The 14,550-nt window shown below is 49.8% G+C and carries 11 protein-coding genes; 7 read left to right on the top strand and 4 right to left on the bottom strand.

The window, feature by feature from the left end; genetic code table 11:
- The gene (locus PY091_RS13840; RefSeq protein WP_275650249.1) at positions 1 to 1,101 is read left to right on the top strand and encodes an AI-2E family transporter; all 1,101 of its coding nucleotides are present in this window, start codon (positions 1 to 3) and stop codon (positions 1,099 to 1,101) included.
- Positions 1,102 to 1,174: 73 nt separating this feature from the next.
- Positions 1,175 to 2,287 (top strand): THUMP-like domain-containing protein, encoded by a 1,113-nt coding sequence (locus tag PY091_RS13835; RefSeq protein ID WP_313790387.1) that lies wholly within the window; start codon positions 1,175 to 1,177, stop codon positions 2,285 to 2,287.
- Between the two features lie 11 nt (positions 2,288 to 2,298).
- Here the strand turns inward: PY091_RS13835 and PY091_RS13830 are convergent, their stop codons facing one another.
- The 3 genes from PY091_RS13830 to PY091_RS13820 are packed head-to-tail and all read right to left on the bottom strand — an operon-like array spanning position 2,299 to position 4,287.
- Positions 2,299 to 3,030, bottom strand: coding sequence for a M15 family metallopeptidase (locus PY091_RS13830; RefSeq protein ID WP_275650247.1), 732 nt, complete (start codon positions 3,028 to 3,030; stop codon positions 2,299 to 2,301).
- Between the two features lie 5 nt (positions 3,031 to 3,035).
- Entirely contained in the window at positions 3,036 to 3,755 is a 720-nt protein-coding gene (locus tag PY091_RS13825; protein WP_275650246.1) for a carboxylesterase family protein, read from the bottom strand.
- A gap of 10 nt (positions 3,756 to 3,765) precedes the next feature.
- Positions 3,766 to 4,287, bottom strand: coding sequence for a 5' nucleotidase, NT5C type (locus tag PY091_RS13820; RefSeq protein ID WP_275650245.1), 522 nt, complete (start codon positions 4,285 to 4,287; stop codon positions 3,766 to 3,768).
- 242 nt (positions 4,288 to 4,529) lie between these two features.
- Here PY091_RS13820 and PY091_RS13815 point away from each other — a divergent pair, with 242 nt between their 5' ends.
- From PY091_RS13815 to PY091_RS13795, 5 genes are read left to right on the top strand one after another with little or no spacing between them, the layout of a single operon-like run.
- A complete protein-coding gene (locus tag PY091_RS13815; RefSeq protein ID WP_275650244.1) occupies positions 4,530 to 5,408 on the top strand; it encodes an aminotransferase class IV in 879 nt (292 codons plus the stop codon).
- 11 nt (positions 5,409 to 5,419) lie between these two features.
- Entirely contained in the window at positions 5,420 to 7,012 is a 1,593-nt protein-coding gene (locus PY091_RS13810) for an N-acyl-D-amino-acid deacylase family protein (protein ID WP_275650243.1), read from the top strand.
- Positions 7,013 to 7,027: 15 nt separating this feature from the next.
- Positions 7,028 to 8,326, top strand: coding sequence for a M20/M25/M40 family metallo-hydrolase (locus PY091_RS13805; RefSeq protein WP_275650242.1), 1,299 nt, complete (start codon positions 7,028 to 7,030; stop codon positions 8,324 to 8,326).
- Positions 8,327 to 8,332: 6 nt separating this feature from the next.
- Positions 8,333 to 9,955, top strand: a complete 1,623-nt coding sequence (locus PY091_RS13800; RefSeq protein WP_275650241.1) for a serine hydrolase domain-containing protein — start codon at positions 8,333 to 8,335, stop codon at positions 9,953 to 9,955.
- 7 nt (positions 9,956 to 9,962) lie between these two features.
- Positions 9,963 to 11,021 carry a serine hydrolase domain-containing protein gene (locus tag PY091_RS13795; protein WP_275650240.1) on the top strand — a complete coding sequence of 353 codons (1,059 nt, stop codon included), beginning with the start codon at positions 9,963 to 9,965 and terminating at the stop codon, positions 11,019 to 11,021.
- Between the two features lie 2 nt (positions 11,022 to 11,023).
- Here PY091_RS13795 and PY091_RS13790 read toward each other — a convergent pair whose 3' ends face one another.
- Complete coding sequence (locus PY091_RS13790; RefSeq protein WP_275650239.1) at positions 11,024 to 14,530, bottom strand: VCBS repeat-containing protein; 3,507 nt, start codon at positions 14,528 to 14,530, stop codon at positions 11,024 to 11,026.
- Positions 14,531 to 14,550 lie beyond the last annotated feature (20 nt).

The raw sequence follows: 14,550 nt of genomic DNA, 5'->3' as shown, positions 1-14,550 counted from the left end.
ATGAATTCAAAGACGATTGCCAATGGTATCTTAAGGGCGGTGGCCATCCTGGTCGGGGTTGTCCTGCTATGTTGGTTCTTTTACAAAATACAATCGGTACTGGCCTACTTGGCCATTGCCGCGGTGCTGGCCCTTTTGGGACGGCCCATCGTAATGTTTCTAAGGCGTAAACTGAAATTCCCGAACACCTTGGCCGTTGTGGTGGCCATGGTCTTGATGCTGTCCATTTTTCTGGGCATCCTGGCCCTGTTCATTCCATTGATAGCCGAGCAGAGCAAGAACCTATCCCTACTGGACATCGAAGCCCTTAAAGGGGACCTGAACACGCTCTATCTGCAGACCCTGGACTATTTTGGCGCCTCAACGGGCAGTGTGGACGACCTATTGAACGAATCCAAATTGGAAGAAAGCATGTTACAGGGTCTTGACCTGGGCTTTATCCCCAATTTTCTCAATTCGTTCGTCAATGCACTGAGCAATTTCAGTATAGGGCTGTTTTCCGTCCTTTTTATCTCCTTTTTCTTTTTGAAGGATAGCAAGTTGATGCAGAACGGTATTTTGACCTTTGTCCCCGATAACAAGGAAAGTAATTTGGTCAAATCGATTGACAAGATTAACAATCTGCTCTCCCGGTATTTTGCGGGCATCCTGTTACAGTTGTTCATCCTGTTTGTGATCTATACCATTGCGCTCTTGATCGTAGGGGTCGAGAATGCCATAGTGATCGCCTTTCTCTGCGCACTGTTCAATATCATCCCGTACATAGGTCCGATCATCGGAGGGGTCACCATGATCACATTGACGATGACCAGTTTTTTGGATGCCGATTTCAGCACCGTTATTTTGCCGAAGGCCATGTATGTTTTGATCGGTCTGACCATTGGGCAACTTATCGATAATTTCTTTTCCCAGCCCTTTATATTCTCTACCAGTGTCAAGTCGCACCCGCTGGAAATATTCTTGATCATCATTATTGCCGGGCTGTTGTTCGGTGTTGTGGGCATGGTGGTCGCGGTTCCCGGGTACACGGCCATCAAGGTGATCCTAAAGGAATTCTTAGCCGATAATTCCTTTGTGAAGAAGTTGACCAAAAATTTATAGTGTTGGTTTGAATAAAGATATATTAAATACTGGTGTACAGGATTTTATATCGGATAATATATCGTCTGACATCATGTCAGTTTTACTGCATTCCCCACATTTCGAAGGGGTATCGGCCAAAGAACTGGCCACTCAAATCGAAGCGAAGAAAAAGTGCAGGGACAAACTGCCCACATGGTACCAGAGCCAACATATCTACTACCCGAACAAATTGAACATTGAACAAACAAGTTCGGAAGGGACCGCCGCATACAAGGCAGGGATCGTAAAGGGGGAAACCTTGGCCGACCTCACCGGCGGCTTTGGTGTGGACAGTTATTTTTTTTCCAAGCGAATGGAGCGTGTCATCCACTGTGAGATCGACCCTGAACTCAGTGGGATAGCAGGTCACAATTTTAAGGTCCTGGGACGGGAAAACATCCATTGTATCGCAAAGGACGGTCTGGAATATCTACGGGAGTCTTCCCTTTTATTTGATTGGATCTATGTCGACCCTTCCCGAAGAAACGACAAAAAGGGCAAGGTCTTCCTATTGGCGGACTGCCTTCCCGACCTGCCCGATAACCTTGAACTGCTCTTTGAAAAAACACGGCATGTTTTGGTAAAAACATCCCCCCTTTTGGATATCAAAATGGGCATCGAAGAACTGGGACATGTCAAAGAGGTCCATGTGGTGGCACTGGACAACGAAGTAAAGGAACTGCTCTTTGTATTGGAGAAAGGGTATACCGGAAGCATTGCCATCAGGACCGTGAACCTTTCCAAGGATGGGAAGGATACCTTCGATTTTGAAATGGAGTCGGAACGGGCCGAGAAGGTAAGCTATGGGGAACCCCTGTCATTTTTGTACGAACCCAATGCGGCCATACTAAAGTCGGGCGGTTTCAGGTCCGTGGCCAATCGCTACGGCTTGGTAAAATTGCACCAGCACTCACATCTGTACACCGCAGAGCGGCCGATCGATTTTCCGGGCAGGAGGTTCCGCATCCGACAGGTACTGCCCTATTCCAAAAAATCGCTCAAGGCCCTGGGGGCTTCCAAAGCGAACATCACCGTCCGTAATTTCCCGGTACCGGTAGCTGAACTCCGCAAAAAGCACAAGATAAAGGATGGTGGTGAGCGCTATCTGTTCTTTACGAAAACTTGCACGGACAGCCTGATCCTCATGGATTGCGAAAAGATATGAAGGGGAACCGATCAGTTCGGGCAATCCCATTTAAAATTGGCCACCGGGTCATTGGAAGCTGCCGAAAGGTTATAGTGCCACCACTCGGTACGTATCGACCAAAAACCATGCGCTTCCATGGTCTCCTTCAATAGTTTCCGATTGTCCAAGATCTCTTGTGGAAGGTCCAGGTTATCGTGATAGGCCCTTTTTCCGAAATAATCGAAATCCGTTCCCATGTCCAGTTCGTTGCCATCGAGGTCCACCAAGGTAATGTCCACGGCACCGCCCTTGTTATGGATCGATCCCTTGTCGGGATTGGCCACATATTGTGGATTGGGCACGATTTCCCACATTTTGTACTGCACTGAATTGGGCCGGTAGCAATCAAAGAACTTTATCTTGGCCCCCTTTTTCAAAAATTCCCGGTTGGCCGCTATCAGGGCTTTGGCCGTTTTGACACGGGTATAGCACTCCGGACATTCATAGACCTTGGCCTTCAGAAAGTTGTTTTCGGTGGCATAGCGCATATCATATTCAAAATCCCCGCTGAAATCGGCAAGCCGCACAAAGGTGGTATCCGCAAGTCCATCGAAGGTCCTGTAAAGGGGTTCGTCCCCTTGTGGCAGGGAGTCGACCTCGACGGTATCCGATACCATTTGTGCTTTCGTCGGGGCCGGATCCTGTTGCCCGGCTTTATCCCTCTGTTTACATCCCAAAACTGCGACCCATAAAAAGGTCCATAAAACCATTCGGTACTTCATCTATCTCAATTGATTCGTTTTTGTGCGTTGATCCAGGTATACAGGGAATCCGTGGTATAGGCCCTGCCCCAAGCATTGTGCCCGACACCTTTGTAACGCGTATACCTGACCTCGTGTCCCATTTCCCGTAATTTGGCCACCATCCTGTCCGATTCCCCCACTTGGATGACCTCGTCCCGGTCCCCATGGAAGACCCAGATGGGCAGCTCCCTATCTATCCAGTGCGCATAGGGCAATGGGGTCATTCCGCAGACAACGGCCATGGCCGCGAACTTTTTGGGATACTGTGTCGCCAGCTCCCAACACGCACTGCCTCCCCTACTGAGTCCGGTGAGGTATATTCTTTTCTTGTCCACCCGATGGACATTGGCCACCGAATCCAGGAGTTGGACCACTGCTTCGGTGTTCCACCATTTTTTGGCATGGGAGTTTTGAGGGGCCAATATCAAAAATGGGAACTGTTTTCCCTCGGCCAACATTTTGGGCGGTCCCGTATCCTTGATCTCTTCGAGGTTCCTGCCCGACTCACCACCTCCATGAAGAAACAGCAACAGACCGAAATCCTCTTTGGATTCGAAATAATTCTCTGGATAATAAAGGTAATATTTCAGGTTCTCCTTGGTGACCGTCTGCAGTTCATCCTGGATCAGATGTGACTGTGCCGCACAGGCCTGTAGCATCAAAATGAACAGTAGGGAAACGATCTTGGGCAGTGTCCTTTGCATAGGTGGCAAGTTACAAAAGTTTCTTTGCGATGTCCTCCCAGGTATCGGCGCGCTCGAATAAGTCCACTTGGGTATTGTGCGGTGAGGTGAACATAATGGAGCGACCATCGAAAGGTCCAAGGTTTTTGCTGCGGTCATCGATCAGCACGTCCCCTTTGAGCACGTGCTTGTCACCACAGAGTATCCTGTTCTGCCAGGGAATGAAGGGAAAGTATGCATCCAGCCAATCCGATTTTTCACGAAGGGATTGCGGAAACTCCATGGCGGCCGAGGCGATGTACACTTGGTGCCTTGCGCTGAGTTCCCTGAGCACCTCACGGCTTCCCTCGATCAGTTTCAGGTCCTTGAAAAACCCATCCCTTCGGGTATGGTCCTTGATGGATTGTTGGTGGGCCTTGGGCACACATTGCCAAAACTCCTTGCCCATGCACTCCTCCGCCTTTATATCGGCATTGTATTCCTGGTTATAAATATCTATATGGGCTTGGTAAGCGTCGGCGATTACCTCGTCCATATCAACAAAAATGATCATAGGCCTTCTTTTTTGTGAAGTACGTCAAATCCCTTCAAAAATGAAAGTTTCCCGATCAATTCCATGGGCAAGGACCTTTATTTCCTCAAAAAGTACCCATGCTTTTCCAAAATTCCATAAAATTCATCCTGTGGTGGACTAAACTTCCACACTGGATTTTAATTTAGAAAAATATCGAGTATTTTCACGATCAAGATGCGTGTAAAGGGCCTAAAGGTCCTTTGGACCAAAACCGACCAAAAATGTTGCCCACAGGAAACTTCCCCAAAAAAGTATATCTAAACGGAGAAATACTGGATTCCCATGATGCTAAAATCTCGGTGTTCGATCGCGGATTTCTGTTCGGGGACGGGATTTACGAGGTGATGGTGCAATTGGAAAACGGCATTTTCTACAAGAAGGCCCATTTGGACCGCTTACAGGACAATCTGGACAAAATAAGCATCCTTTTCGATGTAAGGGACATCGACGATGCGTTGATCGGTTTGCTCAGTGCTTCGGGACTATCCCAAAAGTCCTCTCTGATCTATATGCAAGTGACCCGGGGCATTGCCCCCAGAAAACACGCTTACCCCAAAGGGGCAGCGGCCAGTGTGATGATGTATGCCCTGCCCTATGAACTGCCCCCGATCAACCCAAAGCGGATGAAGGCCATTATAGAGAGCGATTTCAGGTGGCATCGCTGTGATATCAAGTCCATTTCCCTATTGGGCAATATCATGACCAACGAAGCGGCCATGGAGTCCGGGAACGATGAAGCTGCCCTGGTCCGTAATGGCATCCTGACCGAAGGGTCCCATACCAATATTTTTTTCGTCAGGGACGGCACGGTGATCACCCATCCGGCCGATGAACATATCCTCAACGGCATTACCAGGAAGATCGTGCTCCAACTCTGTGGTGAGCTGGGGATCCCGGTAATGGAACGCCCTTTGAGGGAAGAGGAAATACCGGATATGGACGAGGCCTTTTTTACGGGCACCACGACCCAGATCGCTTCGATCTCCCAATTGGGGGACCACAGCTTTGGGCATGGTGATGAGGTTGGGCGAACGACCAAAAAATTACAGGGGGCCTTTGCACTGCTCAGGGAAAAGGATACAGCCGAAACCACTCTTTAAACAACCATTTTATGATGACCAAAATAAATTCCAGCACACGTATTTTAGCGCTATTGGGAGCATGCCTGCTATGGATCACATCCTGCGGTCCGGGTGAAACCTACGATCTGTTGATCCTCAACGGATCGGTATATGATGGCAAGGGGGGCGACCCTGCGCAGACCGACATCGGGATCAAGGATTCCATGATCGTGGCCCTCGGCGACCTCAAAAACGCCAAGGCGGATAAAATCATAGATGCCACGGGAATGGCCGTCTCCCCTGGTTTTATAGATATGCACACCCATATTGAGCCGATCATGGAACTGAATTCCTGTGAAAGCCATGTGCGACAAGGGGTGACCACGGCCCTTGGGGGACCCGATGGAAGTTCCCCTTATCCTTTACAACCCTATATGGACAGTCTCCAACAAAAGGGCGTTGGAATGAACGTGGCCTATTTGGTCGGTCACAACACGATCAGAAGAAACATTATGGGATTGGAGGACAGGACCCCCACCCAAGAGGAACTCAAGGCGATGGAGGCCCAAGTGGACAGTGCTATGAAAGATGGTGCCTTTGGTATATCCACGGGACTGAAGTATCTGCCCGGTGCCTTCTCCAAGGTCGATGAGGTCATCAGTTTGTCCAAGGTCGCCTCCGGCCATGGTGGCATCTACACCTCGCACCTTAGGGAAGAGGGACTTGGACTCTTCGATGCGGTGGCAGAGGCCATTAAGATATCGGAAGATGCCGATATCCCCGTTGTGCTGACCCATCACAAGGCCATCGGAAAGCCGATGTGGGGCAAAAGCGCAAGGACCCTTGCCATGGTGGATTCCGCAAGAGCCAAAGGACTGGACATTAAAATGGACCAGTATCCCTATGCAGCGAGCTATACGGGCATTTCCGTGCTCATTCCCAGTTGGGCCAGGGCCGGTGGACAAGAAGCGTTCAAGGCGCGGGTGGCCGATCCCGTTCTGCGCGACAGCATAAAAAACGGTATCGTCTTCAACATCCTCAATGACCGGGGCGGTTCCGACCTGGACAGGATACAATTCGCAAAAGTGGCCTGGGAACCCGGGCTGGAGGGCAAGACCTTGAAATTTTGGTGCGAAGAGAACGATATGGAGCCCTCCGTGGAAAATGGCGCGGAGATGGTCATCAAGGCCCAATTGAACGGCGGGGCTTCCTGTGTGTTCCACGCCATGGCAGAGGAGGATGTGGAACGCATCATGAAACACCCCTTCACCATGATCGGCTCGGACGGTCGGTTGGTAGAGCCCGGCATGGGACACCCCCACCCCAGGTGGTACGGTACCTTTCCAAGGGTCTTGGGGCGTTATGTGCGGGAAAAGAATACTTTGGAACTCAGTGAGGCCATACGCAAGATGACCTATTTACCGGCACAGAGCCTTCAACTATCCGATCGCGGATCGATACAGGAGGGACTCAGGGCCGACATTACGGTTTTCGATCCGAACACGGTCATCGACAAGGCCACTTTCGAAAAACCGCACCAATATTCGGAAGGCATCCACTACGTGATCGTCAACGGGGGCATCGCTGTGGACCAAGGGGAGTTCAAGGATATCAAATCAGGAAAAGTTTTAAGAAAACAATAGTATACCATGAAAATTATGAAACATATTACATTGGGCATTTTGATGACCTTGGGATTTTCGACCTGTTCGGTCTTCGCCCAGGGAAGCACTGAAATTGACAAAAAATACAGTAAGGAGGTCGATCGTCTGTATAAATCCAAAAAGGTCAAGGAGGCCTTCTCCCATATAAGGTCACAAATGGACGAGACCACGGCCGACCTGATCACACTGACAGAAGTATTGGCCCCACCCTTCATGGAGGACGAAAGAGGCAAGGTCTTCGCAAAAATGTTGGAAGAGGCAGGAGTGGACAGCCTTTGGACGGACAAGGTGGGCAATGTGATCGGTCTTCGAAAAGGCACATCGGGGGCTTCGGGCTATGTGGGCGTGGACGCCCATCTGGACGTGGTCTTTCCTCAAGGCACCGATGTAAGCGTACAAAAAGTGGGCGATACCCTAAAAGCGCCGGGCATCGGGGATGACACCCGTGGCCTTGCCATGTTGATCAGTATGCTCAAGGCCATGAACAAGGCCGAGATCAAAACGGAAAAAGACCTACTGATCGTGGGCACCGTAGGTGAAGAAGGTCTTGGCGACCTCAGGGGCATGAAATATTTGTTCAACGAGTCGGGACTGGACATAGACTCCTGGATAGCGATCGACGGTGGCAGTTTGGGACGGATCAGCAATGCCGGACTTGGCTCCAAACGCTACAAATTGCTCATTAAGGGACAGGGAGGTCACTCCTGGGGAGCTTTCGGACTGGCAAATCCACATCATGCACTGGGCAAGGCCATCGATATCTTTTCCAAGGATGCTTGGGCCTACACCTCAGGTGATATCCCCAAAACGAGTTTCAATGTGGGCAGGATCGGTGGGGGAACCTCGGTGAACTCTATCCCCTTTGAATCTTGGATGGAAGTGGACATGCGGGCCATCGACCCTAAAAACCTCGATGAGATAGAGGCCATTTTCAAGAATTCGGTGGAAAAAGCGATCACGCAATACAATGCCAGTGGTGTCCGGGGAGAGGTCGATTACGAACTGATCAAAATCGGTGACAGGCCATCCGGGGAGCTACCTGCTTCCCTACCCTTGATCCAGAGGACCATGGCGGCGACCAAGTTATTCGGGGAAACACCAAGATTGGGCCGTGGTTCCACCAATATCAATATTCCGGTGGCAAAGGGCATTCCCGCCGTATGTATCGGAAGGGGAGGCCAAGGAGGCGGGGCACACTCCCTCCACGAATGGTACCTGAACGACGAGGAAGGCGATGAGTCCATCCAATTGGCGCTGTTGATCACCTTGTCCGAAGCAGGACTGGACAAATAAGCAAGCATGAAATCGGTATCCAAACTTTTGACCGCCCTCGCATTGGCCATATCACTACAGGCCAATGCACAGATCAATGAAAAACAATGGGCGCAAATTGACAGTCTGTTCATCGCGTGGAACCGTCCCGATCATCCAGGGGGCGCCATTGCCGTCATGCAAGGGGACCAGCTGGTCTTCTCCAAGGCCTACGGACTGGCCAGTATGGAATATTTGGTGCCCAATACCACGGGGACCCAATTCAATGTCGCCTCGGTATCCAAGCAATTCAGTGCTCTGGGCATTGTGAAGTTGCACTTGGAGGGCAAACTATCGATAGATGATACCATCGACAGGTATATCGAGGGACTTGCCCCTTTTGGACAACAGGTCACGATCAGGCAAATGCTCCATCATACCAGTGGACTTAGAAGCCTTCACGCCCTGTTTGGACTGGCCGGCTGGCGGAACGATGATACCCGTACCAATGAAGATGTGGACCGGATCATGGCCAAACAACAAGAGCTCAATTTTGAGCCGGGATCCGAATACATGTACTGCAACACCGGTTATATGTTCTTGGCCAATATCATAGAAAAAGTAACGGGCAGATCATTTGTCGCCTATATGCGGGAAGAGGTATTCGAACCATTGGGAATGACAGATACCTATGTCGAGGCGGATTATGACCACATTGTACCCAACAATGCCACTTCGTACTACCGACGAACGGAAGGGTTTGCAAGGGCAGTGGAATATTGGGGCTATGTAGGCTCCGGGAACATGCACACCACGACCATGGACCTGATATCCTATCTCAAAAATTATTACGACCCTTTGCCCGGATGGAAACCGGCCTTCGATATGATGCAGACCTTGGATCCCTTGAACGATGGCAGTCACAACCAATATGCCCTCGGGGTCAATGTGGACGAACTGCTCGGGGAGAAAAGAATCGGCCACGGCGGTTCCATAGGGGGCTTTAGGTCCAATATTTCCGTTTTCCCGGAAAAGAGGACAAGTATTGCCATAGTGACCAATTTTTCCACTGCCGCACCGGCTGATAAATCGGAACGGATTGCCTCTATCGTTTTTGGTAAAACGCCGCGACAAAAAGACCTGCGAGCGGTGGAGCTGACCAGGGAACAAAAAAATGCCTATACGGGCACCTTTTGGGACGATACCACCTATACTGAGGAAAGAATCACACTGGAAGGGGACACCTTGTTTATGGGCAACAAAGCCTTTCTGCCCATCAAAAGCGATGAGTTCTCAGCTTTGGCCGAGGGCGATGATGACCGCATCACATTTGACAGGGAAAAGATGACCTACTATCCCGCAAGCGGAAGTCCCAAGGTGTTTTCAAAACTTGAAAAAGGCGCATCGAAACTTACAACGGGGGCTGAATATGCAGGTTCCTATTACAGTCCCGAATTGGAGACCACATATACCATCCACTATGAAAACGGTACATGGTACGCCCATCATATACGGCATGGGAAACTACCATTGGAATTGCGAAAAAACGACCTTTTGAAAGGTAGGTACCCCTTATCGAACATTAGGATACAGCGAAAGAACGGAAAGATCACGGGCGCCCATATCAGTAATGGTAGGGTACGTAACCTTTGGTTCACCAAAACAGAATAATAAAAAAATGAGAACACTTTTATCCCTTTTTATGCTCTGTTCCCTCACCCTGGGAGCGCAGAGCTTTCCCGACAGGGTATGGCATAATGCCTCGGAGGAAGAGGCACGGCCATGGCAGAATGAAAGAACCAGGGCATTCCGTGACTATTTGATCGATAGCACGAAGATCACAGGGCTTATGATCGTGCACAAGGGCAAAGTGGTCTTTGATTATGGGGACCTAGAGGAATTGAGCTACATTGCTTCCATTCGAAAAAGCGTACTCTCGATGCTCTATGGCCAGTATGTCGAAGATGGCACCATCGATCTGGACAAGACCATAGCTGAATTGGGCATTGACGATGTGGAGGGCATCTTGCCCATTGAACAAAAAGCCACTATCCAGGATATCATATCGGCCCGATCAGGGGTGTACCACCCTGAGGGCTATCCAGGGGGAATGCAGGAGTACGCACCGGAAAGGGGTTCTGTGGAGCCGGGTTCCCATTGGCTTTACAGCAATTGGGACTTTAATGTGGCCGGTTTTATTTTTGAACAGGAAACGGGCCGGGACATTTATGATGAAGTGGAGCGCCAATTGGCGGACCCTTTGCATATGCAGGACTGGGATAGATCGCTCCAAGGTAAACAGGGAAACACTTCGATCTCGAAATATCTGGCCTATCCAATGTGGTTTTCGACCAGGGACATGGCACGTATGGGCCTACTGATGCTCAACAAGGGAAAATGGAAAGATGTTCAGGTGATCAGTGAATCCTGGGTGGATGAAATGCTCAAGACCAGGACCACCTACAAAGAGCTCAACAAGAGCGTGCCCGTATTCCAGAACAGCGGTGTCAACTATGGTTATGGATATATGTGGTGGCTCTGGCAAGGAATGGACGATCCACGCTTCGAAGGGGCCTATTCCGCCAAAGGGGCGATGGGCCAGAACATTACGGTCTACCCGGCCATATCGACCGTTCTGGCATTCAAAACAAAGGCGGCCTACCGCAGGGTTAACCCCTCCCAAGTCAGAATCGATGTCGCAAAAAAAGCGGCCGAGATCTTTGAAATGGAACCTTAGTCCTACTGAAGACCGACTACCTTAAGTTCCCTGGTGTTCCCTTGGTAATCCGTGATCTTTATATCGGCCGTGCTCCCCTTGTGATAGCCCAAGGTCCTTGAAGGGTTCCCCAAGTAGGTGTTCCCATAGGGAAACTCCACCCTTTTTAATTGACCGTCCACCGTGGTGATTTCCGCAAATGCATCCATGGAACCGATCGGCATCCTGGCCATTCCGGTATTGTCATACCCATAGGCCCTAAGTTTTCCCGAATTGTTCCCGATGAGCATGGCGGAAGTACCATCCGCGAGTTGGATCATGGCGGTTCCTTTTGCACTGCCAGACAATGATAGACCGCTCTTGTTGGGGGAGACCACGGTGAATCCACCATTTCCGTCCCCGAGCAGACAATATCCTATGGACGCATCACTTTGCCCGATAAATGGTTCGATATCGAACTGATTGCCCGTGACCAAAAGATCCAGGTTGCCATCGCGGTTGAAATCTTCCACCAACATTCCGAATACGGGGGAAAACTGGACTTCCTTGGGCAACGGGACCATAGTGAATTTTCCATTGCCCAGGTTTTCGATATAGCCGGACGCAAATTCATAGACTTTCAACTGCCCGGCATCCTCTAGACCTGCAGCCTCCTTGACCTCGTTGAAATCGGCCTTTGCGTAGGACTCGTAATCCTTGAACTTGCCCTTCATGGCGCTGATCTGGTCCACAAGGATATCCCGTGTATGGATAAGGTGCTCCTCACCTTCCCTATAACAACTGATCAATGGATCAATGGTCCCATTTCCGTCTATATCCTTGGTATATATGGTCAGGGGTTGTTCCGGTGAACACTTAAAATCACTGTTCAGGCCAAAATTCCCTACTACATAGTCCATATCGCCATCGGAGTCAAAATCCCCGGCGACGATACTGTTCCACCATCCTTGGGTAAACTCCAGTCCGGTGGTACCGGTCACATTGGCAAACGAGCCCTTGTTGTTTTTCATAAAGGTTATTTCCATGAACTCTCCCACCAAGATCAGGTCGAACCAACCATCATTGTCAAAATCCGTCCATAGGGCATCACTGACCATCCCCAGTTCCTGATTTCCAAAAACCTCCGTACTTATATCCTTAAAACCATCGGGGTCGTTCCTAAGTAGATAACTTTTCGGGCTTTTGGGATAAAAACCATTGATCACGCGGCCTCCGACAAAGACGTCCAGGTCGCCGTCCCGGTCAAAATCGGCCAGCTCCAGTGACCCTCCCCTGGCCTTTCTGCCCAGGAATGTCCCGCAATCAAAGTTCCCTGTGCCATCATTGTAGAAAATCGCATCCTTATAATCCTGCCGGGCCATTTCCTCTATGCCTCCCCCATCCACGGACAAGAGGTCCAGGTCACCGTCACCGTCCACATCCACAAAGACCACGCCCATGTCCTCCCTTAGACCGGCACAGGTTATGGAACGTTCTTCGAAAGTGGCATCAACTCGCTGGACATAAAGCTTGCCCGTCCTTTCCTTGGTGCCTCCCACATAAAAATCCTCCAGACTGTCCCCATTGATATCCCCAACGGCAATGCCCGGTCCCAGATTGGTGTTCATTTTGAGCAAGGTCGTCTGAAGCTTGAACTCGTCAAAATCATCCTCCATATGCTCGTAGGCCACACCTATCTCCGTGATGATCTCATGGAACATTTTGGAGCCTGGATCTTTCTTGTCGGTATCCATAGCCTCCGAGGCATGGGCAATATCAAGTGTCAAGTGCTGATCTGCGGTTACATCATACAGCGTCTGTACCTGTCCATTGTACCAGACTACCTGCAAGGAATCCACGGTAGCGGAGTCGCCCAGCCCAAAATGCATTTCGGCATCCATGGTGGAGAGATAACCGCGCACCGTGGAGAAAAACTTATACTGTGTCTTGCCATTATGGTAAAGGCTTACGGAGCTGCCCGTAAGATCCTCGTGCGCTTTGCCCTTTAGCGCAATGGCCAAATAATGGGCACGGTCCATGGGTTTGGTCTTCGCTATGGTATTGTTCTTATAGATACTGGCGGGATCGTCGATATTGTTGACCACCAGGTCGAGGTCCCCATCGTTGTCAAGGTCGGCAAAAGCGGCCCCGTTGGAATATAGGGGCTTGTCCAGTCCCCATTCCTCCATTTTATTGGAGAATGTAAGATCTCCATTGTTCTTGTAAATATAGTTGGAGAGTTTAACCTCTGGCAAGCTGCTCACCCGTTCCAGTTCCCCCTGGATCAACTCATCCTCGGTCTGATATTTGGCAGGTCGCTGGGTGTAGGATTGGTAATCCAAATTGGTGATATCCCTACGATACCCATTGGTAATAAAGATATCGTTCAGTCCATCATTGTCAAAATCGGCGATCAAGGGGGCCCAGCTCCAATCGGTATTATGGATGCCACTGAACTGCCCAATCTCACTAAAGGTCTGGTTACCATTATTGAGTTGAAGGGTGTTGCGCACGAATTGCGGGGCATAACCTATGGTGATATTGTGCGAAAAGACGTCCAGACTGGGTTTCATCATGGTCTGTTTGATCCTTTCGTTGCTGTTTGGGAACATATCCACCGTAATGACCTCAGGGTTTCCGTCATTATTGAGGTCTCCCATATCATTGCCCATTCCATTATAGCTCAAGTGCCTAAAATATGTGGTAAGTCGATCGGTGAACGTACCATCCTGATTATTGACATATAACAGGTCATCGGTCAAAAAGTCATTGGAAATATAAAGGTCCAACCATCCGTCCTTATTGATGTCACAAACCGATACTCCCAGCCCGAAGCCTTCCATGGAGATACCGGCATCCCATGAGATATTGGTGAATGTTCCGTCCCCATTGTTGCGGTACAGGCGATCGGTACTGTCCGCGCTACCGTCACTGGTCTTGTACTTGGAGGTATTCCTATTATAATCGACCAAGGCATTGGTCAATACATAAAGGTCCCTGTCACCGTCTTTGTCAAAATCAAAGAACACTGCCTGTACACTATAGCCGGTATCCGCGATACCGTATTCCTTTGCCCTATCGGTAAAGGTTCCGTCCCCATTGTTCACAAAGAGCCTGTTCGCCCAATCTTCCCTGGGCCAATCACGGGTCCCTCCCCTACTTACATAGATATCCAAAAGTCCATCCTCGTTGATATCCGTCATGGTAACCCCGTTGGACCAACCGGTGGAAACAATATGAGCGGATTCGCTGATATCCTCGAATTGGAAGTCCCCTTTATTGATATATAGACGATCCGCGACCTGGTTCCCTGTAAAATATAGATCTTTCAGGCCATCGTTGTTGATATCCCCAACGGCCACCCCGGCCCCATTGTACATATATTCGAACCCGACAATGTTCATGGTATCCAATTCCATGAGCTTATTGGTAAAATCTATATGGGTGGTCTGCGTATCCAATAGTTCAAACAAGGGCTCTGTTTTCTTTTTAGGGGTGCAGGATACAATGATCAGGGTACATAACAGAAGATATGCTCTAAAATTCGTCATGGTCGAGGTCTATACAGGTT

This window comes from Flagellimonas okinawensis (genome assembly GCF_029194005.1).
GTDB classification, from domain to species: Bacteria; Bacteroidota; Bacteroidia; order Flavobacteriales; family Flavobacteriaceae; genus Flagellimonas; species Flagellimonas okinawensis.
This window is presented reverse-complemented; position numbering and strand designations above follow the sequence as displayed.

Bases quoted from the DNA above. Each gene is read 5' to 3' on its own strand.
- PY091_RS13800 (WP_275650241.1), top strand. From the start codon at position 8,333: ATGAAATCGGTATCCAAACTTTTGACCGCCCTCGCATTGGCCATATCA.
- PY091_RS13795 (WP_275650240.1), top strand. From the start codon at position 9,963: ATGAGAACACTTTTATCCCTTTTTATGCTCTGTTCCCTCACCCTGGGA.
- PY091_RS13820 (WP_275650245.1), bottom strand. From the start codon at position 4,287: ATGATCATTTTTGTTGATATGGACGAGGTAATCGCCGACGCTTACCAA.
- PY091_RS13840 (WP_275650249.1), top strand. From the start codon at position 1: ATGAATTCAAAGACGATTGCCAATGGTATCTTAAGGGCGGTGGCCATC.
- PY091_RS13835 (WP_313790387.1), top strand. From the start codon at position 1,175: ATGTCAGTTTTACTGCATTCCCCACATTTCGAAGGGGTATCGGCCAAA.
- PY091_RS13810 (WP_275650243.1), top strand. From the start codon at position 5,420: ATGATGACCAAAATAAATTCCAGCACACGTATTTTAGCGCTATTGGGA.
- PY091_RS13825 (WP_275650246.1), bottom strand. From the start codon at position 3,755: ATGCAAAGGACACTGCCCAAGATCGTTTCCCTACTGTTCATTTTGATG.
- PY091_RS13790 (WP_275650239.1), bottom strand. From the start codon at position 14,530: ATGACGAATTTTAGAGCATATCTTCTGTTATGTACCCTGATCATTGTA.
- PY091_RS13815 (WP_275650244.1), top strand. From the start codon at position 4,530: ATGTTGCCCACAGGAAACTTCCCCAAAAAAGTATATCTAAACGGAGAA.
- PY091_RS13805 (WP_275650242.1), top strand. From the start codon at position 7,028: ATGAAACATATTACATTGGGCATTTTGATGACCTTGGGATTTTCGACC.
- PY091_RS13830 (WP_275650247.1), bottom strand. From the start codon at position 3,030: ATGAAGTACCGAATGGTTTTATGGACCTTTTTATGGGTCGCAGTTTTG.